Origin of the sequence: Halococcus qingdaonensis (assembly GCF_024508235.1) — an archaeon.
Classification (GTDB): Archaea; Halobacteriota; Halobacteria; order Halobacteriales; family Halococcaceae; genus Halococcus; species Halococcus qingdaonensis.
Window position 1 is genome coordinate 1,516,541 of the sequence record NZ_CP101943.1, and the last position, 22,932, is coordinate 1,539,472.

A 22,932-nucleotide genomic window follows, 5' to 3' on the forward strand; every position below is an offset into this window, starting at 1 on the left:
CATCCCGTCCGCCGATGTGAGCGGCATGCACGAGGAACTCGACGCGGTGATCGTGGCGTTCGACGAGGAACGGGGCGTCGGCACGCTGACGCTGAACCGGCCGGATGCGCTGAACGCGATGAACGGGCGTATGCGCGCCGATATCGAGACCGGTCTCGAACTGCTCGAAGAGCGCGACAGCAAGGCGGAGGGCGTCGCGGTGCGTGCGGTCGTGATCGAGGGAGCCGGCGAGAAGGCGTTCTGTGCCGGTGCGGACGTCACCGGATTTGCTGATGCGTCGCCGGCGGCCTTCGACGCTCACGGGCTGCGCGCTGCGATCGGCGAATTCTCGGCTCCGGTGGTGGCGAAGATCGACGGCTACTGTCTCGGCGGCGGGCTTGAACTCGCGCTGGCCTGCGATCTCCGTCTCGCCAGCGAGTCGAGTCGGTTGGGCTTTCCGGAGGTCGATCTCGGACTGTTGCCCGGTGCCGGCGGCGTCCAGTACGTCTCGCGGCTGGCGGGGCCCGCGTTCGCGAAGGAACTCGCCATGACCGGCGAGCACGTCGAGGCCGAACGCGCTGCCGACGAGGGGATCGTCAATCACGTCTACGACGACGAGGCGTTCGCCGACGAGGTCGAGGGGTTCGTCGAAACGATCGCCGACAAGCCGCCGCTCGCCGTCCGCGCGATCAAGGATTCGGGCAACGTGAGCGTCGAGGTCGGCCTTAGTGAGGGGCGGAAATACGATCGGCGGATCTTCGGGACGCTGCTCGAAACCGACGATCACGAGGAGGGCGCACGCGCGTTCGCCGACGACGAGTACGATCCAACGTTCGTCGGGAAGTAGAGGCCTGAACCTCCGGTTTCAGTATCGATTACCGTCGTTTCAGGCACAACCCTTAATTGAAATCCAGCCCTATCAAGAGTATGGCAGAAAAGAACATCAGCGAGGAGAAACTCGACCGTGCCGAGGCCGCCGAGCGCCTGCGGGAAATTGCTGACGAGCTGGAATCCGACGAGGAATTCCACATCGACATCGACAACAAGACGATCACGCTCCACCCGCGCGACTCGCTCGGCTTCGAGGTCGGCGTGCGCGAGCGCTCGTCGATCCTCCGGGGGAGTCGTGAGTCGGTGACGATCAAGATGGACTGGAGGGGGAAATAATGGCGATCCTCGACAGTCTCGTCATCTTCCTCGTCAGCCTGCTCCTCGGGACGGTCGGCATCTATGCCGGCGTGCGCCTCGTCGCCGATCGGGACGTCGGCTACGGCAACGCCGCCCTCACGGCCCTGCTCGGCGCGGTCGCGTGGGGGATCGTGAGTTTCTTCGTCGGCTTCATCCCCGTTCTCGGCGCGCTGCTCGCGCTCGTCGTCTGGATCGGCGTCATCAACTGGCGCTATCCGGGTGGCTGGATCACCGCCGCCGGCATCGGCTTTGTCGCGTGGCTCGTGGTCTTCGTCGTGGTCTACGTGCTCGCGACGCTCGGGCTCATCACACCTGACGCGCTCGGCGTGCCCGGCATCTAAACGATCTCGACGCTGCGCTCGCTTCGCTCGTCCTCCTCGAAGACGAACACGCGCCCGCGAGCCGTCTCCGGGTCGGCCGCGACGGTGACGCGATGGCCCTCCGCACGCACGCTCACGCCCGGAAAGAGGGTCGTCTCCTCGCCGTCGTCGACGAGCACGCGCCCGACGCCGGTCTCGGTGATGATCTCGTCGACGGTTGTCCGGTCGTTGACGTAGACGAGCACGCCCTCGGTCTCGGTGGGATCGGTGACGAGAACGTGGACCTCCTTTGCTGGAGCGGTCGTGTGGCTTTCCTCGACTTTCGCCGGAACGCCGTGATAGAACGCCTCGCGGCCGTCGGTGTACTCGACGGCGATGCCCGCCTCCGTGAGATCGATCGACAGCGTGTCGGGCGAATGCTCGCTGTGGTAGCTCATGGGAGGACTACTGGACTCTACGGCAAAAACGGCGTGTTCCGCGCGGACCGCTATCGGTAAGGCCACTGGGGTGAACTCGCCGGCATGGACGGACGCGCGAGCGCGCCGGCAGCCGGCACAGTGATCAACGCACTCGCCACCGGCAGGGGGAGTGCGTTCGCCATCGACCGCGAGACGACTGCAACGGTCGAGCTCTCGAGCAATGGCGACGTGACCGGGACGATCGCCGGTGTGCCCGACGCCGACACGCGCCTCATCGAGCGCTGCGTCGAACTCGTCGTCGAGCAGTACGGCGACGGCCAGGGTGGGTGGGTCGAAACCGAGAGCGAGGTGCCGATGGCTGCCGGGCTCAAGAGTTCGAGCACCGCAGCCAACGCCACGGTGCTGGCGACCTGCGACGCGCTCGGGGTGACCGTCGGCGAAAGCGGTGCGCTCTCGTACGAGAACGCCGCCAGGCTCGGCGTGCGCGCCGCCCGCGACGTGGGCGTCACGGTGACAGGTGCGTTCGACGACGCGAGCGCGAGCATGCTCGGCGGCGTCACCGTCACCGACAACACGACCGACGAACTCCTCGCGCGCGGAACGGCCGATTGGGACGTGCTGGTGTGGACACCCGACGAGCGTGCGTTCAGCGCCGATGCCGACGTAGCGCGCTGCGAGCGCGTCGCGCCGGTCGTCGAGGTCGCGACCGAGCAAGCGCTCGCAGGGACCTACGAGCGCGCGATGACGGTCAACGGGCTGGCGTTCTGTGCGGCGCTCGACTTTCCGACCGCGCCGGCGATGGCGGCGCTCGAACACGTTGCGGGCGTCTCGCTGTCGGGCACCGGGCCGAGCTACGTCGCGGTCGGCGAGCGCGATCGACTAACGAAGGTACAAGAGGCGTGGAGCGAGTACGATGGGGATACATGGCTGACGACGAGTCGGACCGACGGCGCACGGACGGAATGAGCCTCGACGAGCTGCGCGAGGAGATCCAGACGATCGACCGCGAGATCGTCGAGCACATCGCTCAACGCACCTACGTCGCCGACGCCATCGCCGAGGTCAAACGCGAACAGGGGCTGCCGACGACCGACGAATCCCAGGAACAGCGCGTAATGGATCGGGCCGGCGAGAACGCTCAGCGCTTCGATGTCGACGATAACCTCGTGAAGGCGATGTTCCGGCTGCTGATCGAGCTCAACAAGGTCGAACAGCGCGAGTCGAGATAACGATTCGTGTTTCGCGTTCGACGATCCTGCAGCGATTACGTTGTCGATCGAAACATCGCGTTATCGAGTCCTCGTTAGACGCCCGAAAAGGCATGACCTCGGTACGCGACGGACATTTTGCTCGTCACTGAGGTGATTCGGCGGTCGTCCATTCGACTGCGCTCGTACTTCCGAGTGCAAACCGTCGAAACGACTTTGGTAAGACAAACGTAATACGTACGTATGTCCGAAGCGACTACTAGGGATAACGGCGACGAGATAGTCACGGTGAATTTCAAACTCACGCAGTCTTTCCTCGACGAGATAGACAGTACGTGGCAGGGACGGGGCTTCAACAGTCGAAGCGAGTTCATACGCTACACTCTGCGCGACGCCACCGAGTTCCCCACGTTCGATCGCGATGAACTCGTCGCGCTCCTCCAAGCAGAGGAGGACATCGGCGAGGGGCGGACGATGAGTGCCGAGGAGGCCCGTGAGAAGTTCGGGACGGACGGCGATGAGTGAGGGTGAGTGGACGTGGGAACTCGCTCCGAAGGCCCAGGATGATCTCGCCGCGCTCGGCCCTCACGAACAGGACCGGATACTCGATAAACTCAACGAGATCACCGATTCGCCGTGGCGCGACCCACCGGAGTACGGTGAACCACTCCAGAACAGTCCACGCAAGAAGATACGTGTCGGGGAGTTTCGGCTCGCCGTAACGTTTCGCCGGAATGAACAACGTATGGCGGTTGCCCGAATCAAGCGCCGAGATGGAGCGTACACTGCCGACGACTGATCGTACACCGAAGAAGACGGTAGTATCGGCAAAATACGTAACTTCAGTTCGAGATTTAAATAATATAATATGAGGTTGGAGAAACAATTCAAGCGTTCTTAGTATTGACGATAACCTCGTGAAAACGATGTTTCGGCTGCTGATCGAACTCAACAAGGTCGAACAGCGCGAGTCGCGGTGAAGTCGTCCCACATCGCGAGCAGCCGTCACCACTATTTATCACGGTCGCGGTCGTAGCCAGCGTCGATGACAGAGACAGATGTCGCAGTCGTCGGTGGCGGACCGGCCGGACTCAGCGCGGCGCTGTTCACCGCGAAGAACGATCTCGAAACGATCGCGTTCGACACCGACGATACCTGGATGCACAAAGCCCACCTGTTCAACTACCTGGGCATCGAGAGCGAGGACGGCTCGGCGTTCGTGGACGGCGCCCGCGAACAGGTCGACGAGTTCGGCGTCGATCGCCACCAGGGCACACAGGTCACGGACGTCTCGGAAAACGGTGACAGTTTCACCGTCTCGACGGAGGACGGCGATCACGAGGCGAGCTACGTGATCCTGGCGACGGGTGCCGATCGCGACCTCGCCGACGAAATGGGCTGTGCGTTCACCGACGAGGACATCGTCGACGTCGACGTCACAATGGAGACGACGGTGGCCGACGCCTACGCGACGGGTGCGATGGTGCGCGCCGAGGAGTGGCAGGCGGTCATCTCGGCGGGCGACGGCGCGGCCGCGGCGCTCAACATCCTCACGAAGGAGAAGGGCGAGCATTTCCACGACTTCGACGTGCCGGCCGACGCCGAATAGGGCGATCACAAGCGGTAAGCACCCGCTCGCCGTCGGATCGCCGTGAGCAACGTTTTCGGTCGTATCGAACGCGCGACGCCGCCGTTCGCCGCGCTCGCGATCGCCGTCGTCGCCGTGAGTACGAGCGCGATCCTCGTCCGGTTCAGCACCGCGCCGAGCATCGTGAAGGCGTTCTATCGTGTTCTCTTCACCACCCTCCTGCTCGTGCCGTTCGCCGTCGTGCGCCACCGCGACGCGTTCTCGCGGCTGACGGTCCGCGACTGGCTCGTCGCGGGAGCGGGCGGGGTCGCGCTCGCCATCCACTTCGCGTCCTGGTTCGAGAGCCTCGAATTCACCAGCGTCGCCGCCTCCGTCACCATCGTCCAGTCACAGGTGCTGTTCGTCGCGATCGGCGCGTCCTGGCTGCTCGCCGAGCACGTCACCCGGCGGACGATCGCGGGCATGGCGCTCGCGCTGGTCGGCATCGCGACATTGTCGATCGGCGATTCACTCACCGGCGCGGTCGCCGGTTCGGCCCCGCTCTACGGCAATGCCTTGGCGCTCGTCGGCGCGGTCTGTGCGGCGGGATACGTGCTCGCCGGGCGCTCGCTCCGCCAGCGGATTCCCCTGATCCCGTACGTCATCGTCGTCTACTCGGTCTGTGCGATCGTCCTCCTCGCGCTCGTGCTCGCCGACGGCGCGGCGCTCACGGACTACCCCGCGAGCGAGTGGCTGCTCTTCGCCGGCATGGCGATCGGTCCGGGGATCTTCGGTCACACGGTGTTGAACTGGGCGCTCGCCCACCTCGAGTCGAGCGTCGTCAGCGTCTCGCTGCTCGGCGAGCCGATCGGCAGCGCGCTGCTCGCACTCCTGCTCGGCGAGGTGCCGAGCGCCCTCACCGTCGTCGGCGGGGCGGTCATCCTGCTCGGCATCACCGTCACCGCACGGGCGTGATCGTCGACTGAGCAGTCGTCGACGGAACCCCCGCAAGAATCGAACCGCCCACAAAAGCGTGCGTGCCGGCGTTCAGCAATCCTCTCTCCCTGATCGTTCTCAGGGGTGGTCGGATCGGTCGCGGCGATGGATCCCCATCAGGATCTCCTCTTTGGGCCGGGAGGTCACCGTTGGGATCACCTCGATGTTTCGGTCGGAGGCGAGTTCGAGGTGGTAGCGCTGATAGACCATCGCGAGGATGAGGCGGGCTTCGAGCATCGCGAACCGATCGCCGATACACCGGCGCGGGCCGGCTGAGAACGGGAAGTAGGCCAGATGGGGGAGCGAGCGCTGGAACTCCTCCGTCCAGCGTTCGGGCTCGAACGCCAGCGGATCGTCGTACCACCGCGAGTCACGGTGGACGACCCACTGGTTCAGGAAGACGTTCGCGCCCGCCGGGATGGTGTAGTCGCCGATCTGGTCGGCCTCCGTGGCCTCGCGCACGATGCCCGGGACCGGCGGGAAGAGCCGCATCGACTCCTGAACCACCTTCTCGGTGTAGGTGAGTTCGGAGAGATCGCTCATCGTGGGGCGCTCGCCGTCGAGCACCGAATCCTCACTGTTGACCGACGAGCAAGCCGCACTGCTCGCGCTCGCGATCGACGAGGGCTACTACGAGGTGCCCCGGGAGACGACCCAGCGGGAACTCGCCGATCGTGTCGGTGTCACTGCGGGAACCATCGGTGATCGCCTACAGCGGATCGAGCGCCGTGTGATGACCGCGTACGCGAACGATCACGCAACAGCACCCACCGGAACGGATCGCGGCGGCTCCGGTTGATCACCATCGATCGGTGGCCGTCTCACGAGAATTCGATTCGCTCGCCGAGTGATTCGGGATCAGGAGGTGTCCCATCCATCGAGCAGCCACCGATCCCGAAGCAGGTACGCACCGACGATCACGACGGACACGACGCCGATGATCGCGTAGAGTTCGACTTCGGTCAGCGAGCGCGCGGCCTCGCCAGCAGCGATCGCCAGCCCGGCTTCCAGGACGTACCGGCCGCCACGTCCCACGATCGACGCGAGGAGATACGTCCGCGGACGCAGGCCGAAGACGCCCGCAGCGACCGAGAGCAGTTCGTAGCCCTCGGGAATCGGTGCGAACGCGCCGACGAACAGGACGGCGAACCCGTACTCCCGAACGTACGCTTCGGCCTGCCCGACACGTTCGCTGGAAAAGCGCGATTCGAGCACCCGCCGACCGCCCTTGCGCCCGACAGTGTAGCCGACGAGCCCCGCGCTCACCGAACCAGCGGTCGCGAGAGCCGCGTAGATCGGACCGAACTCCGGGCTGACGACCGTGAGGGGACGAGCACCAGATCCGGCGGCACCGGCAACAGGAAGAACTCCAGAAACGCCACCGCGAACACCCCGAGCGGCCCCAGCGAGATGAAAAACTCGCGTGAGAGACGAATTCCATCCAACAACGCAAGCAGTGACACTACCGTTCGGTTCGCGTAGCGCCGATGAAAAGCTCCCCGACTTCGCGACGATTGCAGCTCGCGGTCGCATCGAAGACGGGATCGAGTTCGGATGTCGTCGCGAATCCGATTTCGGCGATCTCGCCGTCGACATCCAGTTACTGCTCGTCTCGTTTGTCGTCTACACTGGATGATGGTTCCGTCTCGGACGGTTCCTCGGCTCCGGTCGACGTCTCTTCGTGTTCTTCCATTGCCTCAGAACCATCCCGTCGCACGGTCGATCGGCCGATTGCCGACCCGATGGCGGACTGGAGTCGGTCGATCATCCTCGACGGAGCGCCCGATCGTTCGTCGGTAGCGGAGTCGGGATCGGGTCGTCCCTCATCCACAGCCGGCGGGCCGGAGAGTTCAACGACTGCGGTCGGTTGTACCTCTCCGTCGTCCCTATCAGCCGATTTCGCAGGTGTACTTGCGGTCGCGTCCATACCGTCGCCCGTGCTCGCGTTCGATGGGATTTCACCGTCGCCACGACCGTCGAGTGTGGATTTTGACGCATCGGTCGTCCAATCGGGGACGAACCGATACCGAACGTCGCCGTCGAGGACAACGTACGTGCCGGTGTCGCCGTCCTCGACGATGCGTCGATCGGAGTCGATGGCGACATCGACCAACCCTTCCAACGAATCGACCGTGATCACGGTTCGGTCGTCCTCGGCGGGCACCGTTCCGGTCGTGATCCACCCCGCGAACTCGGAGCGGAGCGTCGCGCGCTGTATCTCGGCGCGATCGGATTGGGACACCTCAAACCAGTCGTTCGCTCGGCCATAGAGGAGGCCAGCCAGCGCGACCAGCGGAGCGAACAGTCCGGCGAGCGAGGCAAAAACCACCAGCGATCCGTAGTCGTTTTCGACCGTCATCGGGCGTGTGACGCTGAACTGCGTCGTCGCCGGTGTTTCCGGGGGATAGACGGCGTAATATCCCTGTGAGCTGTTGATCGGCAACGTGTAGTCGAACGACCGACCCACGCGCTCCCCGGCCACGGTCCCGTTGACCCGCACCGTGACGGCGATCGACGTTCGATCGTCGGACACGCGAGAGATCGGCCCAAGCGCCTGATCGATGGCTCGGGTCCGCTCTCGTATGTCACTGACGTCGACCGAAAACGTGGTGTTCGCCGTGCCATCCGCCCCGACCCGCGTTCGGTCAGTCGTGAGCGGTGCCGTGAGCTCCCACAATCGTCGTTCGGACCGGTTTCGTGGTCTCGATTCATTGCCGGCAACGGGTTGGCTTCGGACTCCGGACCGGCCGCCGGTTCCGGACCTGGTCTGGACGGCGTAGTTGACGAGCGTCGCCTGCGTCGTCACCACCGCGTTTTCGACCGGCCCCACGACCCGAAACCGGAATCGACCGTCCAACACCGGCATCGGGTTCGTGAAGTAAAAGCGCTGACCGGCGCGCACCGCTCCGCGTTCGGAGATGGGCGTCTCGTTGACGACCGCTGCGCTGTGGTTGAAGTTACCGGTGACGCCCCACGATGCGACGTCGCGCTGTTCGACGTGCGTGCCTGGAGCGGCCGCGGTGGTGTACGTCGCCCACGCGCCGCCGGCTGCAACGACGGCGAGCACGAGCACGATCGCAAGGAAATGCTCGTCGAGCAGTATCTTGATCCGTGTTCGTCGATCTGAGGTCATCGCTTGTATCACCTGAGAAACCGCTTGATGCGGCGCACGATCGGATTCCGATTCGTGTCTGTCCTGATCGTTCCGCGACCGACGATCGGTACAGCGACTGCGACGAAGCCACCGAGAACCAGCGCATCGATGACCACGACGGGAAGCCATGGATGGACGAGATAGAGCCCATGAATCCACGACTGCGGCAGGACGGCGAGATATCGATGCTCGACGACGTAGCGCGGGTAGTAGCCGGTCGTCGGTGGGACGGAGAGTTCAACCCCGACGGTCGCCCGTTCGCCGGGTTCGACGAGAACACCATCACCCGGCGTGTCGACGCCGGTGCTGGCTGGATCGACGTACGCCACGATGGGGACGACACCGTCGTTCGGAACGCTGTAATCGAGTCGTTCGGACTGTCCCGCGGGAACGATCGTCGCTTCCGGCGAGTCCTGCTCGGCGCTGACGACGCCGAACTCCTGCACCCCGCCGGCGACGGTCATCGTCACAGTCAGCGATGCGACGAGGAGACATCCAAGCACGAGCGCGATCCAGAGCCTCGGGATTCGTCGCGGGAGAAAGCCACCACGTCTACGGCTGCGACGTCGGGAACGCCGTCGCGATCCGGAGCCACGCCGCTCTGCGACAACGCTGCCCGCGTAGAGCACCCCACCCACACCGAGCAGTAGATAGGCCAGTCCACGCGTCCCGAGCAGCGACCGCATGCCCAGTTTGATCGCCAGCCACCGCTGCGCGCCCGTCATCGCGTCGCGAATGGCTGTAAGCGCTGTCCCGAGAGACGGGATCACGACCGGCCCACCACCGACCGAAACGGCCTGTCCGACGACCTGTACGGGCTTGACCGGCGGCTCACCGCCCGATTGGTCGGTAAAGGGGTTGTTATCCCCCTTCGTGAGGAACCCCTGTTCGGTCTCGCCGACCACGCGATGTGTCGTGAGCCCGCCTTTCCCGCCGTGGAGCGTCTTGGCGTTGAAGACGACGATGTCACCCTTCTCGACCGATCCAGCGACCACGGATGGAAGCACGAGATAGCCGTCACCGGTCGCGATCGTCGGGGCCATGCTGTCGCTGGTGACATAGGTTACCAACACCGGCTGGCCGATGAGCTGTCCCGCGACGATAGCCACGAGAACGAGAACGACGATCGCCTGCATCACCGTTCCGAGACGGTACCGAACCACTACATCGCCCCCGTCCGACGACCGTCGGTTCGGTCGCCCCGCGTTTCGGCCTCGTTTCGGCTCCGGATCGACACCGGCTGCTCGTTTCGTGGACCGAGTCCACCGACGACAGCGCAGTTCGAACTCATGTCGAACCGCCACCCACCCGCTGTGGAGACAGCGGTCGCGACGGGTTCGACGGTGACGACGACGTTCGGTTCACACACGTAACGGGCATCGTCCGCTCGGCCGTGGCACGGGTGTCCGTCCCCGTGGCTTCGAACGAGATCGTCACCGTACCGTGCGACACGCCCCCACAGTCGACGGTGGCCATCAGACTCGTGCGTGCGCCGGATTCGAGGGGAAGGTCCCGCACGTGGATATCGCTCACGGCTACTCCCCTAGATGTTTTCGATACGCTGGAATCGATGGTATCGAGCTCCGCCGGGAAGTAGTTCGTCACCGCCCCGAGAACGACCGTGGACGACGCCGTTCGTCCCTCGTGGGGACGAGCCGTGTTCGTACCCACCCCGTCGTTGCTCCCGTTGGTGGCCACCGTCGCCCCGGACGCCGAAATGCCGAGATACGAGCTCGATTCCCCACCAACGCCGACGAACAGCTGTCGGTTCGCCTCGACTGTGCTGAACGCGCCGACGCCCGCGGTCGAGAGCACCAGCCCACCGACGATGAGCACCACACCGACGTATTTCACCCATGTGCGGCTCATGGGTCTCGATCCACCTCCGGCGGGACGTCCGCGCGATCGACTCGCATCAAATGCGATTGGTAGGTGTGGACGGCCGCGGAGAGCGTGAGCGTGAGTCCGATGAGTGCCGCCAAGCCGAGGTTCGGAATCGTCACGAAGAAATCACCGCCGACCGCCACGAGACCGACCAGGACGCAGCTCAACACACCGATTCCGAGATAGTAGCTGCTCCATGGGATATCGCGGTCGGCAACGATTTCCAGATAGAGATCGAGCGTCCGCGCTCTCTCGGTCGCTTCGACCACACCGCGATCGGCCTCGAACTCGATGACCCCTGCCTCGGCGAGCGTCGGGAGATGGGTCTGCTGCAGCGCGGTGTACGTTCGTTTGCGCTGTTGATAGGCCACCCGCTCGACGGTCGTGCCGTTCTCCCACGCAGCGATCTGCTCCGCAAGCTCACCGAGCTCCGTCCGTCCTTCGTGTTTGAGATATCTGAGCACCCATCGGCGTCGCTGACTGCCGAGAAGCTGGAACCGTTCGTCCCGCGTCAGTTCTCCTTCGTTTCTCGCCGATGTGTCGTCAGATCTCGCCTGCACGCGTTGTCCGTTCATATGTATGGATGCGACTCGTCTTTCGAACTGTTCCCGACACCTCTTCATTTATAGCGAGTGTGATTCGACGATTTTTGAGTATCATATTAAATTTTCCGATAGTAGTATTGTATTTCCAATCGTTGCGACGCAGATGGAACGCATCAAGCCCTGCTTGATTGATGTCGGGCCGAGCGTGATGGTCCATCAAGCGGGCCAATACTACGTGGGTAGCGCTGGAGGTGCTGGCTGTAGGATGATTAAATCGGGCCGACTATCGCGTCTTCCGAGCAATATCAGGCAAAAATACTGAATGAACTCCCCGGTAAGCTGATCGACACCGATAGTGGGTCGACGCCCGCAGGCAGATGATGAGATAACTAATATTAGGAGACATAGGTTTTAACCGTGAAGAATCCAGTACTGTCCCGAAGTCGTGCACCAAGGGTAGCGCTCAGGCATCTCCGTACGTATCCGACGTTGCACGAACCGCGTCGGGATAGTACGCGCTCAGAACCCGTCGCAGCGTCGCGATCACCTCCTGCGAACGCTTATCGCCCTCCGCCGCAGCGTCTTCCGCCCGCTCGACGGTCTCGCGTGGGAGGCTGATGGTCATGCTTCGATGGACGAATTCCCTGTCGGCATCATCAGGCGTCTCACCATCCATCGCGGCCAGATCCAGTCCGTCGATGGCGGCAAGTGCTTCGACAGCGCTCCGTCGCTCCGCCGAATCGTCCGCCGAGAGATCGATTTCGAGTGTCCGCCACTCCACCGGGATCCCGTACGCTCGCATATCCACCCCGTGTCGACTGACAGCCATCCGAATCCGCGCCAGTTCCTGTTGCAACGCGCTGACGTCGCTGTCGTCCGAGGTCCGGGATCGTCCAGCGGCGACCCATCCAATGACGAGTACCGCGACGATGCTACCGATGGCGAAGAGTCCGACGAGACCGCCGCTTCCGCTACCAGCGCCGGAATCGTCACCGCTTGCCCCTGCTTCGCCACCGGATCGGTCGGTCGTTGCTCGCCGCCCAACGCCGCTTGCGCTGGTCGGTTCGAGCATTGCCGTCGTTGGTGGCCGTTCGGGAGATGCCACTGCCGTCTCATTCCCGGGAGTGCCAGTGTTGTTGACCCGAACGCGTGTGACGAGAGGGACACCGCTCTCGTTCAGATACGGGGTGTCGGTCCCGTGCGATAGGTTCCGGAAGTCGAACTCCCCGTTTCTGTTCGTGTCACGATAGAGACTTACGTACAGCCGTTCGGATTCGTTGGGTCGGTATCGATCGAAATTGCGACCCGGAACGTCGTAGAGTTCGATGGTGATGTTTCGGAACGTGCCGATCCGTACTCGCTTTGTCCTGCCGATGATCGTCGCCGTGGACGGCGAGGAGACGTCATAGCTGCTGTTGTGAACGACGATCCAGCTATAGATCGGGAGTCTGACCGAATCGACGGTGATCCGGTCGTTGATCGCCGTCTGATTTTCGATCGTGACCGATGGACTCGTCGGTCGGTCGTCGAACGCGTTGCCGACACCCGATCGCGGAAGTCGTTGGATCGTCGCGACCCCGCTGTCGGAGACGGGCGTTCCATTGACACCGAATGCAGTATCGACGAAACCGTTCGCGCTCGCGTAATCGAAGTTCCCGTTCCCGTTGCTATCCCGGTGCACGACGGCGGTGAGCGTCTGGTTCGCTTCGAGCAGTCGTCGAAACACGACCGTGACGTTCTCGTGTTTCCCGGCATCGAGAAACGACGAAACCCCGACGATGCTCGTGCCGGATTCGTTGCCGGTCGATCGATACGAGCGATTGTGTATCGTCACGAAACCGGGCTCGGGAAGCGTGACCGAACGTATCCGTGCGGTCGTTCCAGTGGTGGTTTGATTGTCGAGCATGACCGAGACGTTCGATGCGACACTATCGTTCTGACTCCCGGTGGCGACGCCAGTACCGTTCTGCTGGAACTGTCGAGCATCGCCGATCGTGGCGTCTACATCGCCCACCGGATCGAGAGCAGGAAGCGACACGATCCCGATGGAGAGACAGACGACCGCGACCAACACGACTCGACTGTGACGTTCAAACATGGCAACTCACCAGGACATGACGCTCGGAGCCAGCGTATTGAGCCATGTCCAGCAGCGTATTAATTCGTCAAACGCGAACTGAGATATAATGGTTTCGGATCGTTCGAACGCCGTTAACCGCTTACCGACGACTCGACGGTCGTGTTCGTTACCGTGGACGACGAGTTCACCGTCGTGGATTCGGTGGATGATCCGGTCGTTTCCGTGTCGGATGGCCGATTGGCCGCCGTGTTCGTCGTGGCAGGTCCGGACGGGAACGGTGTCCCATTGTCGGTCGTCGGTGTCGGAGTGGGCGTTGCCGTGTCGGTCGGACCCGGCGTCTCGGTCGGGGTCGGCGTTTCCTGCACAGGGACGACCACCCTCGCGGACTCGCTCACGGGCTCGCCGTTCGCGCCGAGAGCTGCCATGTCTATCTCTTGACTGTACTGCCCGTTGCCGTCCGTGTCGTCGATGAGGACGGCCGTGAGCGTCTGCACGGAGTCGAGTTGCGGCTCGACATCGATCATGACGTTCTCGGTCGTGCCTGTACCGAGTTCCGAGATGCCGATCGGGGTGTCGTCGATCTCGTCGAGACTACTGGCGTTGTAGATCGCCACGAACCCACCGTTTTCGTTGTCGGTCGTCGACGCCATCACTTCGACTGACGATCCGTCCTGTGACGGCTGATTACGGAACGTGATACTGGGCTGCTCGTCGTCCGGTGTTCCCGGCGTCTCGGTCGGCGTTGGCGTCGGGGTCGCGGTCGGTGTGGAAGTCGCCGTCGATGTTGGCGTTGGTGTCGGGGTCGCAGTCGATGTGGAAGTCGCAGTCGATGTCGGGGTTGCGGTCGGTGTCGATGTCGCGGTTGACGTTTCGGTTCCGACCGATTCCGGAGTGGGCGTTGCTGTTTCGGTCGACTCCGGCGTCTCGGTCGGTGTCGCGTTCGATCCCGACGTCGTGGTCGATGTCGCAGTCCGTTCTGGGATCTCGGTTGCCGTCGCGGTCTGTTCCGTAACGGCTGTCGCCGACGCAGTCGCCGTCCTCGGTTCCGTTTCGGTCGTCGGCGGTGTCGAGGTGGTATCGGTCCGGTCTACCGTTTCCGTCGCGACCGTGTCGCTGCTGGGCGGGAGATCGACGCGGAGCGTGTAGGAACCACCCGGCTCGAAGGTTCGTGTATCGGCCCCGACGAACTCCTGGAGCGGTTCGGTCTCGGGCGACCAGACCGGCCCAGGCTTGGTGTAGCTTGCGAGCGTCAGTTCGAACGGCCCACAGCCCTCCGCAACGCTGAACGTCACGTGTGCGATTCCGTCGTCGACTGCGATCTCCCGGCTCTCGACACACCGTGCGAGCGTCCGATTCGTCGTGAACTCGCCCTCCGAGCGGCGAGTGATCCCATCCATGGCGCTCCCGTGGGCGAAGCGGATCAGATTGCCGTTGGTGTAGGTCCCCTCGGGTCCACGGAGGTTCTCGATCGGATCACCGCGCACGAAGTCGATCTGATAGTACGTCGCGTTCGGGTCCGAACTCTCGCTCGTACGCTCGTCACCGGACGGTTGGGTTCGATTCGACTGCTGTAGCAACTGTTCGATTCGACTGGCTGCCGCCTGCGAGCTCGCATCGCCACCAGTCGCGACCACGACCGTCGCCACGTGGTTCTCGACACTGGCGATCTCCATGCTGCTCGCCCTGATAGCCGCGTCATCGACGGCGTCCACGAGTGAATCGCTCAATTGTTCGCGATCGAACGCACCGCGAAACGAGATCGCGAGTCTGAGGCGATCGTTCTTCCGATCGAGAACGCTGACGTTCTCGATACTCATGGGTTTCGTCTCGCTCGACTGGCTTTCGTTGTCTCGGTGAATCCCATTCTCGCCGTTCGTGGAGACGAACGCACCCGCCCCAACGGTCGACAGAACGAGTCCACCAACCACGAGCCATATCACGACTCTGTTGTTCATTGGTTCATTGGCTATCTATTTGATTAATAAATCTATCGCTATGAAGTCCTTAGATGTAGCGCAAAATATGTCGATTATACTTCTGGTGGATCGTTGAAATTCTTGATCGAGGCTGCGTGTAGTATGGAACGTTCGCGTCGGACAAGGCATACAGCGGTCGGAGATGGCTGACCTATGAATGGACCACAGCGACGTTCCGACCGGCGAAAGAGGGATTCGTTCACGCGTGGTCTTCGTCGCCACTCACTCGATCCGGCACGTCGTCGGCTGGATCGTTCGTGGTCGAAACGTCGCGGCGCAGCGCGAGGCTCTCATCGAGCCGTCGGCGGACCGTCTCGCGGAGGGTTGTCGCCTCGCCCGCGTCGAAATCGACCGCACGTGCGCCGCGATCGGTCACCGACAGCGAGCCGGCGGTATCGATAGCGACGCTCGCGAGCGATCGCCAGCGCTGGAACGGCGTCGCGGTCTGGATCACCGTCTGAACGCGGTAGGCGGGCACGACGGCGATCGTGCGCCGCCAGAATCCGTTGCGCGTCAGGACGTGTTCCGCTCCCACGTCGTAGCCACGACTGCGCCACTTGTAGTGGGCGGCGAACGGGACGAGAGCCAGGGCGAGCAGTGGGACATACCAGAACTCGAGGAGGGCGCTCCAGCCGCCGAGCGAACGACCGACGACGGCCGTCGCGAGCCCGGCGCGCAGCGCGTACAGCACGCCCGTGACGAGGGCGATCACGAGCGCGTAGCGGACGGCGTAGCGCCGTCGAGCGCGGCGAGGTGGACGGGAGAAGCCCGGGTCGTCGAAGGCAAATCCGTCGATCGAGCGCGCGAAGGCGAGCACGCGCTCGCGTTCGGCCAGCGGGATCGCCGCCTCCGATCCGCCCGAAGGGCCTTCACCGGGTGTGTAACCCGCGGTCTCGACGGCGAGCGAGCCGTAGCCGAGCCGGCGCATCAGGACGTTCTCCCTGACGTCGATCTGCTGGATCTTGTCGATCGGGATCGAGCCGTCGTAGCGCGAGAGCAGGCCGCGCTCGTAGCGGAGTTCGTCCCCGAAGCGAGTGAGGCGGAACTCGTAGTAGCGCGCGGCGGTCACGGCGGCCGTCCCGATCCAGGAAACGATCGCGAGCGCCGCCCCACGTGGCCCGACGCCGAACGCACCGCTCTCGGCGAGCAGGTCGGGGATCGAGACGCCAAGGGTGGGGACGGCGAAGAAGAGCACCGGCAGGAGTGCCCGGAGGTCGGGGGCAACCAGCCCCAGCACGGCGAGGTTCCGGTGTGTGAGCGCGAACAGCAGTTCGCCCTGGGCCTCGCTCTCGCCTTCGTCGGCAGCCGTCGGTTCGTCGCTCGCGCCGCGCTTGCGCCGTCGGATGTCGTGCTGGAGGCGTTTGGCCTCCTCGTAGCTCACGTAGCGGAGGTCGGCCTCCGTCTCGCCGCCGCCGGCGGTCTCGATGCCAACAGCTGCGATCGAGAGCGCGCGCTGGACGATCCCCCGCGAGATATCGACGTTCTGTACCCGCCTGATCGGGATCTCTCGCTCACGCCGCGAAACCACGCCCGAACCGATATCGAGCGTGTCGGCCGTGAGTTCGTACTCGAATCGGCGATAGTAGAGCAGTTCGTAGCCGACACCGGCGAGGAAGCCACCGATCGTCGCTACGACGGTGAGGGCGAACCAGCCGGGTACTGCCGCCACCATCGTGGTCGCCACCGTGACGGCAAAGAAGCCGAACGAGCCGAGCTGGACGCCGCGCGGGAGCGCCCGGAAGACCAGCGAGAGCGGGTGGAGTTTCACACCGCGTCCTCCGGCTCGCCCGGTTCGCTCTCGATGGCGAGCCGGCGCAGTCGTTCCCTGATGGCGTCGGCGCGCTCGGGCGCGAGTCCTGGAATAGTGATGTCAGCACCGCGCGAGCCGGCGGTGTAGACCACGACACTCGACAGGCCGGCGAGGCGCTCGATCGGCCCGCGCTGGGTGTCGACGTGCTGGACGCGGACGAACGGTACCACCGACGTCACGCGGGTGAGGACGCCCCGTTCGAGTGTAACGGCGTCGTCCTCGATCGCGAACCGCCAGATCCGATAGCGGGCGAGCTCGTAGCCCGCTCCGAGAACCGCGAGAACGACGAACGCGACGGGGACGACCCAGAGGCCACTGTCGAAGAAAAAGCGTCCGGCTGCACCCACGAGCGCGCCGCCGATCAGACCACCGACGAGCGCGCTCGCGAGCCAGACGATCCTGACGCGCGAATCGAGCCGCTCCATGCGACGAACACCGGCCCCTCCCCACATAAACCGCCGCCTCCCGCGGGCGGTGTCGATCCGCTCGTCGAACCGACGGAGCGCTATCGGTGGGTTTGTCCGTGCGTAGCGGCTACGTCGGGCGATACGATGCAACGGACGAGCGATCCCGACATCACTGGTGCTGGCTCGACGAGCGACGGACTGCGATCGGCCGTGGCCGATAACCGTGACCCGAACTACGACGTCGACCCGCTGTTGGTCAACCGCTGGTCGCCGCGGACGATGACCGGCGAGCAACTGGCCGAGGACGAACTGCTCGCGCTGTTCGAGGCCGCACGCTGGGCACCCTCCTCGTACAACAACCAGCACTGGCGGTTCGTCTACGCGACGCCCGACGACGATCGCTGGGCGGCGTTCACGGAGCTACTCGCCGAGGGCAACCGTCAGTGGGCGAACGACGCCGCGGCGCTCGTGGTCGTGCTCTCGAAGACGACATTCGACCACAACGGCGAGCACGCGCCGACCCACTCGTTCGACACCGGCGCAGCGTGGGAGAACCTCGCTCTGGAGGGTGCACGCCGCGGGCTCGTCGTCCACGGAATGCAGGGGTTCGATTACGACGGCGCACGCGAGCTGTTCGACCTCACCGACGAGTACGCCGTCGAGGCGATGGCCGCCGTCGGCGTCCACGACGAGAGCAGTGCACCCGACGACGAGCAGCCGAACCAGCGCAAGCCGCTCGACGAGATCGTCTTCGCCGGCGAGTTCACGCCGAACTGAGCTACTCCTCGCGACCCGGAATCCCGCGCTCGGTCATCGCGCCCGCATCGAGGACCTCCGCAGCTTCACCCTCGTCGAGATAGCCGTCGTCGACGACGATCTCGCGGACCGTTTTGTTCTGCTTCAGAGCGTCCTTGGCGACCGTGCTCGCGTCGTCGTAGCCGATGTGGGCGTTGAGCGCGGTGGCGAGCGCCATGCTGCGCTCGACTTGCTCCTCGCAGCGCTCGCGATTGGCTTCGAGGTTGTCGACGAACTTCTCGGCGAATGCCTCGCTCGCGTTCGCGAGCAGTTCGATCGACTGGAGCGTGTTGTAGGCGATGACGGGTTTGTAGAGATTGAGGTCGATCTGGCCGTTCTCCGCGCCGGTGGTGACGGCGGCATCGTTGCCGACGACCTGGATATGGACTTGATTCACGGCCTCGGCGACGACGGGGTTGATCTTCCCCGGCATGATCGACGAACCCGGCTGGTTCTCCGGCTGGTCGATCTCGCCGATGCCGTTCCGGGGACCCGAGGCCAGCAGTCTGAGATCGTTGGCGATCTTGTGCATCGAGCCCGAGACGGTGCGCAGCGCGCCGTGGGCCTCGGCCATCGCGTCGTGGGCGGCCTGGGCCTCGAAGTGGTCGGTCGCCTCCTCGAAGGGCAATCCAGTTTCGCTGGAGATGTAGTCGGCGGCGAGTTCGGGGAACTCCGGATGGGTGTTCAATCCCGTGCCCACCGCGGTGCCACCGAGGGCGAGCTCCGAGAGGTTTCGAGTGGTGCGACTCACCCGTGAGATACCCTTGTCGATCTGGGTGCGGTAGCCACCGAACTCCTGGCCCAGTCTGACGGGCGTCGCGTCCTGGAGGTGTGTGCGCCCAGTTTTGACGACCGTGTCGAACTCGGCTTCCTTCTCGCCGAGGGCCGCCCGCAGGGTTTCGAGCGCGGGCACGAGGTCGCGCTGGATCGCTTCGAGCGTAGCGACGTGCATCGCGGTCGGGATCACGTCGTTCGAGGACTGGCCGAAGTTCACGTCGTCGTTCGGGTGCACAGCCTCGGAGCCGACCTCCGCACCCTGAAGCTCGCTCGCACGGTTGGCGATGACCTCGTTGGCGTTCATGTTCGTCGAGGTGCCCGACCCGGTCTGGAAGACGTCGACGGGGAACTGGCTGTCGTGCTCGCCGTTGATGACCTCCTCGGCGGCGTCGACGATGGCGTCGGCGGTGTCCTCGTCGACGAGGCCGAGCTCGCGGTTGGCCTGTGCGGCGGCCTTCTTCACCGTGCCGAGCGCGCGGATGAACCGCCGATCGAAGGTGATCCCCGAGATGGGGAAGTTCTCGACGGCGCGCTGGGTCTGTGCGCCCCAGTAGGCCTCCGCGGGGACCTCCATCTCGCCGAGGCTATCGGACTCCGTTCTGTAATCATCGCTCATGCACGTCCGCTTCGCGCCGGGGTGGATAAAACTCACGGGAACCGGCGGCACTCTCACTCCTCGGCGGCGTACTCCTCCGGCGTGTGGGTCGTCAGTTCGAGCGCGTGGATGTCGGTCGTCATGTGGTCGCCGAGGGCGTCGTAGACGCGCTCGTGCTGGTCCAGAACGCTCTCGTCCTCGAACGCTGGCGCGACGACCACCGCGGCGAGATGGTCGTCCTCGACCCCGCGGGGCCGGGTGACGGTCGCCTCGGCGTTCTCGATGTCGTTCTCGATGAGTCGCTCGACGTCGGCCGTGTCCATACCCGAGAGGAGTGCGGCCGTGGTAAAACCCTCACGTCCAGCGGTCGAGTCCCGACTGGACGACGCTCTCCTGGATACGCTCGAACCCGCGCTCGACCTCGCTTCCGGGGATCTCCCATTCGTCGGTCACGTACGCGCGGGCGGCGTCGAGATCCGGCTCGATATCGGGGTCGAAATCAGTGTCGGTGACGTCGGGATTCACGAACAGTTCGCGGACGAGATCGGCGTTCTCGATGTAGGCGTCCTCGGCTTCGAGCACCGCCCAGAGATCGCCGTGCTCGCCGACGAGTTTGACGGCCGTCTTCGGTCCGACGCCCGACACGCCGTCGTTGAAGTCCGTTCCGCAGAGAATGCCGACATCGACGAGCTGTTCCCACGTGAGATCGTGCTCGTTGAGAGTCGCGTCGAGTGCCATGCACTCGGGATCGCCCTTGCTGGTGAGATCGCGGAGCGTGCGCGGCGCGCCGAACAGCAGTGTGTCGTAGTCCTCGCTACCGGCGTAATCGACGATACCTGTGCGGGCCATGTGGGCGGCCTGCGCCTCGCCCTCGGCCGGCGCTTCCACGATCGGGACGTCGAGGAGGTCGAGGAGTTCGCGCGTCGTCTCGTGAATGGTGTCGGTCAGGCGCTGCGTGCGCGATTCGAGCCGAGCGGCCTCGACGGCGTCGCCCGCCTCGCGCGCTTTCTCGGCTCGCTGTTCGGCTTTCTCCCGCTGCTCGCGTCGCTGCTCGATCTCGTCGGTCTTCAGATCGGTGACGCCGCCGTCGAAGACCATCACCGGGGTGATGTCGTGCTCGAAGAACTTGGGCAGCCCCTGAACGATGCCGACCAGGTTCGCGACCTCCTCGCCCGCGGCGGTCGTGTAGACCGCGTCGCTGGTCCACTTGACGGTGGTGGTGAGATACCGGTAGAGCCAGTTGTGCGCGTCGATCGCCACCGTCGCGCCGGCGAGCTCGGAGAACTCGATCGGCTCGATGGCCGCGAGCTGGCGGAGGTCTGCATTTCCCATTGCCCTCCGTAAGCGAGAGCAGCGTTTGAATCCCCCGACTACCGGCGTTCTCTCAGGACGTGCCAGCGGGCACGAAAACCGCTATGCTGCGCTCCGATAACCCGTGACGAACAGGGAGACGATCCACGCGACGGTACCGACGGCGAGAACGGCCGCTCCTACACCCACGAGATACTCACCGGACGGCAGCGCTCGTAGCGTGATACCGATCGAGACGATCGCGATGATCCCGAGTAATCCGCCAAGCAGCGCGCGACGGAGCGAGCCGAGCAACCCCTCGATTCCCGACGAATTCGGCGACATCTCGTTTCGCTGTGTTCGATCGGGATATACGTCTTTCCCTGCCAACCGTAGAATCCTCGGCTGGATTCGAACGGTGGCGCGCGCTCGCGCTCGTGTGCGAACGAAGTAAACACCGACGCGAACACTGCGCGAGGGATGAGTGAGCAACCGAAGGGAGTCGTTCGAAAGGCGCGGAGCGCCTTTCGTGATGACGGAAATCGGAGATTTTCGAACCACGAGTGAATCGGTTGGGGTGGTATGTGGTTCGTGCGGGGCAGTTGCGATCTCTCGTGTAGGCCAGAATTCGTTTGGACGAAGTCGTTACAGCTTCTGCTGAATGTGGCACAATCGGATCATCTCCGGTCAGAAATGAGCGATTAGTCCGGCGCAGCGATCACCGACGGCGGGTCGTCCCCGATGTGCGATTCCAGAAACGCCACCTCGCTCTCGGTGAGATCGCGCTCGCGATAGACGTCGAGACCCGACTGGTAGGTCGCCCGCGAGCGATCGCCGGGGCGTTCGAGGACGAGTTCGGCGAGGCCGGTCTCTCGCCCCGTGTAGCCGAAACCGGCCTTGTGGAGCGCCTCGTAAGCGAAGGGGTTGTTGACCGCGATCCGGAGGCGGTCGTAGCCGCGGGCGAGCGCGTGTTCGGCGGTGAAGACCGCGAGACGCGGGCCGATGCCGTTACCGCGGCGGTCGGCGCGCACGGTGATGTAGCGAAACCAGAGCGTGTCGGGGTCGGTGCGATCCTCGTTGAACGCGACCGCCGCGACGATCCCGTCGTCCCACTTGCCGTCGGTTTCGTCGCGCGCGTCGCGGACGACGGCCTTGCCGGTCGATGACATAACGAACTTCCCGGCGTAGGCGAACTCGCGGTAGTCGAGCCGGAGCGTCGGCTCGTCGGCCGGCCAGCCACAGACCGCGTACTCCATGCCCGACTTCGACGGCGGATCGGGATAGACCCTGCGCCGGACGATTTAAGCGCCGGCCGATGCGAGGAGGAGTCATGCACACGCCGGGCGACGTCGCGCTCTTCGAGCGGGCCGCGCGCTACTACGAGCGGTTCTCGCCCGCGACCAACGAGCGCGCGCTCCGGGCGGGACTCGCCCTCGCCGATCGGGAGATCGAACGCGCCCTCGACGTCGGTGGCGGGACGGGACGCGCGGCGCGCGTTCTCGACAGCCCGGAATGCGTCGTCGTCGACGCTGCGGCGGAGATGCTCGCCGAGGCGCGGCGAGTCGGGCTCGACTGCGTCCAGGGCGACGGAGCGACGCTGCCGGTCGCCGACGACAGCGTGGATGCGGTCGTCATCGTCGACGCGCTCCACCACATCAGCGACCGAGCCGGTGCGCTCGCCGAGGCCGAGCGGGTGCTTCGGCCCGGCGGCGTGGTCGTCTGTCGGGAGTTCAACCGTGCGACCGTCCGCGGCCAGGCGCTGGCCGCCGGCGAGCACATCGTCGGATTCGACTCGGAGTTCTTCACGCCCGAGGAGCTCGCCAGGGCGGTCGAGCGCACGGGACTCGACGCCGCGATCCCGGATCGCGGGTTCGGGTTCACCGTCGCGGGTGTCAAGCGGTGAAAGCGAGCCCTACATACCGCGCGCACTCCGAGACATGTA

The 22,932-nt window shown here is 64.5% G+C and carries 27 protein-coding genes and 2 pseudogenes; 13 read left to right on the forward strand and 16 right to left on the reverse strand.

Translation table 11 applies throughout. The features are described 5' to 3' along the window. Nucleotides 1-25: 25 nt before the first annotated feature. From NO363_RS07825 to NO363_RS07835, 3 genes are all read left to right on the forward strand, one after another. Entirely contained in the window at nucleotides 26-826 is an 801-nt protein-coding gene (locus NO363_RS07825) for an enoyl-CoA hydratase/isomerase family protein (RefSeq protein ID WP_370525592.1), read from the forward strand. 80 nt (nucleotides 827-906) lie between these two features. Then, nucleotides 907-1,146 carry an amphi-Trp domain-containing protein gene (locus NO363_RS07830; RefSeq protein WP_256684179.1) on the forward strand — a complete coding sequence of 80 codons (240 nt, stop codon included), beginning with the start codon at nucleotides 907-909 and terminating at the stop codon, nucleotides 1,144-1,146. Then, on the forward strand, nucleotides 1,146-1,508 hold the full coding sequence (locus NO363_RS07835; protein WP_256684181.1) for a hypothetical protein: 363 nt from the start codon (nucleotides 1,146-1,148) through the stop codon (nucleotides 1,506-1,508). The genes NO363_RS07830 and NO363_RS07835 overlap by 1 nt, the downstream gene beginning before the upstream one ends. Here the strand turns inward: NO363_RS07835 and NO363_RS07840 are convergent. Further along, on the reverse strand, nucleotides 1,505-1,924 hold the full coding sequence (locus tag NO363_RS07840) for a DUF5796 family protein (RefSeq protein WP_256684183.1): 420 nt from the start codon (nucleotides 1,922-1,924) through the stop codon (nucleotides 1,505-1,507). The two genes, NO363_RS07835 and NO363_RS07840, sit on opposite strands and share 4 nt — an antisense overlap. 84 nt (nucleotides 1,925-2,008) lie before the next feature. Here NO363_RS07840 and NO363_RS07845 point away from each other — a divergent pair, with 84 nt between their 5' ends. The 7 genes and pseudogenes from NO363_RS07845 (at nucleotide 2,009) to NO363_RS07875 (ending at nucleotide 5,656) form a co-directional block, all read left to right on the forward strand. Beyond that, entirely contained in the window at nucleotides 2,009-2,872 is an 864-nt protein-coding gene (locus NO363_RS07845) for a shikimate kinase (protein WP_256684185.1), read from the forward strand. Continuing rightward, complete coding sequence (locus NO363_RS07850; protein ID WP_256684186.1) at nucleotides 2,830-3,135, forward strand: chorismate mutase; 306 nt, start codon at nucleotides 2,830-2,832, stop codon at nucleotides 3,133-3,135. Before NO363_RS07845 ends, NO363_RS07850 begins: the two co-directional genes overlap by 43 nt. 222 nt (nucleotides 3,136-3,357) lie before the next feature. After that, nucleotides 3,358-3,639, forward strand: a complete 282-nt coding sequence (locus tag NO363_RS07855; RefSeq protein WP_256684187.1) for a ribbon-helix-helix domain-containing protein — start codon at nucleotides 3,358-3,360, stop codon at nucleotides 3,637-3,639. Beyond that, nucleotides 3,632-3,913, forward strand: coding sequence for a type II toxin-antitoxin system RelE family toxin (locus NO363_RS07860; RefSeq protein WP_256684189.1), 282 nt, complete (start codon nucleotides 3,632-3,634; stop codon nucleotides 3,911-3,913). Before NO363_RS07855 ends, NO363_RS07860 begins: the two co-directional genes overlap by 8 nt. A gap of 106 nt (nucleotides 3,914-4,019) precedes the next feature. Further along, nucleotides 4,020-4,094 (forward strand): annotated as a pseudogene (locus NO363_RS07865) (chorismate mutase); the annotation flags it as partial. Nucleotides 4,095-4,159: 65 nt separating this feature from the next. Next, nucleotides 4,160-4,723, forward strand: a complete 564-nt coding sequence (locus NO363_RS07870; RefSeq protein ID WP_256684191.1) for an FAD-dependent oxidoreductase — start codon at nucleotides 4,160-4,162, stop codon at nucleotides 4,721-4,723. A gap of 42 nt (nucleotides 4,724-4,765) precedes the next feature. Beyond that, on the forward strand, nucleotides 4,766-5,656 hold the full coding sequence (locus NO363_RS07875; protein ID WP_256684192.1) for a DMT family transporter: 891 nt from the start codon (nucleotides 4,766-4,768) through the stop codon (nucleotides 5,654-5,656). 99 nt (nucleotides 5,657-5,755) lie between these two features. Here NO363_RS07875 and NO363_RS07880 read toward each other — a convergent pair. Further along, nucleotides 5,756-6,262: pseudogene (locus NO363_RS07880) on the reverse strand (cytochrome P450); the annotation flags it as partial. 52 nt (nucleotides 6,263-6,314) lie between these two features. Between NO363_RS07880 and NO363_RS14155 the strand changes: the two are divergent. Next, nucleotides 6,315-6,476: a helix-turn-helix domain-containing protein gene (locus NO363_RS14155; protein WP_370525593.1), complete on the forward strand. Its 162-nt coding sequence runs from the start codon at nucleotides 6,315-6,317 to the stop codon at nucleotides 6,474-6,476. Nucleotides 6,477-6,535: 59 nt separating this feature from the next. Here NO363_RS14155 and NO363_RS07890 read toward each other — a convergent pair whose 3' ends face one another. From NO363_RS07890 to NO363_RS07930, 9 genes are all read right to left on the reverse strand, one after another. Continuing rightward, nucleotides 6,536-6,943, reverse strand: a complete 408-nt coding sequence (locus tag NO363_RS07890; protein ID WP_256684197.1) for a YqaA family protein — start codon at nucleotides 6,941-6,943, stop codon at nucleotides 6,536-6,538. Nucleotides 6,944-7,277: 334 nt separating this feature from the next. Next, nucleotides 7,278-8,810: a DUF5305 domain-containing protein gene (locus tag NO363_RS07895; RefSeq protein ID WP_256684198.1), complete on the reverse strand. Its 1,533-nt coding sequence runs from the start codon at nucleotides 8,808-8,810 to the stop codon at nucleotides 7,278-7,280. 8 nt (nucleotides 8,811-8,818) lie between these two features. Continuing rightward, nucleotides 8,819-9,994: a signal peptidase I gene (locus tag NO363_RS07900; RefSeq protein ID WP_256684199.1), complete on the reverse strand. Its 1,176-nt coding sequence runs from the start codon at nucleotides 9,992-9,994 to the stop codon at nucleotides 8,819-8,821. Nucleotides 9,995-10,118: 124 nt separating this feature from the next. After that, a complete protein-coding gene (locus tag NO363_RS07905) occupies nucleotides 10,119-10,700 on the reverse strand; it encodes a hypothetical protein (RefSeq protein WP_256684201.1) in 582 nt (193 codons plus the stop codon). Further along, nucleotides 10,697-11,290, reverse strand: a complete 594-nt coding sequence (locus tag NO363_RS07910) for a DUF7344 domain-containing protein (RefSeq protein ID WP_256684203.1) — start codon at nucleotides 11,288-11,290, stop codon at nucleotides 10,697-10,699. Before NO363_RS07910 ends, NO363_RS07905 begins: the two co-directional genes overlap by 4 nt. Nucleotides 11,291-11,723: 433 nt before the next feature. Next, nucleotides 11,724-13,358 (reverse strand): DUF7282 domain-containing protein, encoded by a 1,635-nt coding sequence (locus NO363_RS07915; RefSeq protein WP_256684205.1) that lies wholly within the window; start codon nucleotides 13,356-13,358, stop codon nucleotides 11,724-11,726. 113 nt (nucleotides 13,359-13,471) lie between these two features. Beyond that, entirely contained in the window at nucleotides 13,472-15,157 is a 1,686-nt protein-coding gene (locus NO363_RS07920; RefSeq protein WP_256684206.1) for a DUF7282 domain-containing protein, read from the reverse strand. A gap of 358 nt (nucleotides 15,158-15,515) precedes the next feature. Further along, complete coding sequence (locus tag NO363_RS07925) at nucleotides 15,516-17,084, reverse strand: PH domain-containing protein (RefSeq protein WP_256684207.1); 1,569 nt, start codon at nucleotides 17,082-17,084, stop codon at nucleotides 15,516-15,518. After that, a complete protein-coding gene (locus NO363_RS07930; protein WP_256684209.1) occupies nucleotides 17,081-17,551 on the reverse strand; it encodes a PH domain-containing protein in 471 nt (156 codons plus the stop codon). The genes NO363_RS07925 and NO363_RS07930 overlap by 4 nt, the downstream gene beginning before the upstream one ends. Nucleotides 17,552-17,677: 126 nt before the next feature. Here NO363_RS07930 and NO363_RS07935 point away from each other — a divergent pair, with 126 nt between their 5' ends. Beyond that, nucleotides 17,678-18,310 carry a nitroreductase family protein gene (locus NO363_RS07935; RefSeq protein ID WP_256684211.1) on the forward strand — a complete coding sequence of 211 codons (633 nt, stop codon included), beginning with the start codon at nucleotides 17,678-17,680 and terminating at the stop codon, nucleotides 18,308-18,310. Between the two features lies 1 nt (nucleotide 18,311). Here the strand turns inward: NO363_RS07935 and NO363_RS07940 are convergent, their stop codons facing one another. The 5 genes from NO363_RS07940 to NO363_RS07960 all read right to left on the reverse strand — a co-directional run bounded on the left by NO363_RS07940 (nucleotide 18,312) and on the right by NO363_RS07960 (nucleotide 22,246). Further along, nucleotides 18,312-19,721 (reverse strand): class II fumarate hydratase, encoded by a 1,410-nt coding sequence (locus tag NO363_RS07940; protein ID WP_256684213.1) that lies wholly within the window; start codon nucleotides 19,719-19,721, stop codon nucleotides 18,312-18,314. 53 nt (nucleotides 19,722-19,774) lie between these two features. Continuing rightward, the gene (locus tag NO363_RS07945; protein WP_256684215.1) at nucleotides 19,775-20,023 is read right to left on the reverse strand and encodes a BolA/IbaG family iron-sulfur metabolism protein; all 249 of its coding nucleotides are present in this window, start codon (nucleotides 20,021-20,023) and stop codon (nucleotides 19,775-19,777) included. A 31-nt stretch (nucleotides 20,024-20,054) separates the two neighbouring features. Continuing rightward, the gene (gene fen, locus NO363_RS07950; RefSeq protein ID WP_256684217.1) at nucleotides 20,055-21,032 is read right to left on the reverse strand and encodes a flap endonuclease-1; all 978 of its coding nucleotides are present in this window, start codon (nucleotides 21,030-21,032) and stop codon (nucleotides 20,055-20,057) included. Between the two features lie 81 nt (nucleotides 21,033-21,113). Next, nucleotides 21,114-21,335 carry a hypothetical protein gene (locus NO363_RS07955; RefSeq protein WP_256684219.1) on the reverse strand — a complete coding sequence of 74 codons (222 nt, stop codon included), beginning with the start codon at nucleotides 21,333-21,335 and terminating at the stop codon, nucleotides 21,114-21,116. 356 nt (nucleotides 21,336-21,691) lie between these two features. After that, nucleotides 21,692-22,246 carry a GNAT family N-acetyltransferase gene (locus tag NO363_RS07960; protein ID WP_256684221.1) on the reverse strand — a complete coding sequence of 185 codons (555 nt, stop codon included), beginning with the start codon at nucleotides 22,244-22,246 and terminating at the stop codon, nucleotides 21,692-21,694. A gap of 74 nt (nucleotides 22,247-22,320) precedes the next feature. Here NO363_RS07960 and NO363_RS07965 point away from each other — a divergent pair, with 74 nt between their 5' ends. Then, on the forward strand, nucleotides 22,321-22,893 hold the full coding sequence (locus tag NO363_RS07965) for a class I SAM-dependent methyltransferase (protein WP_256684223.1): 573 nt from the start codon (nucleotides 22,321-22,323) through the stop codon (nucleotides 22,891-22,893). Nucleotides 22,894-22,932 lie beyond the last annotated feature (39 nt).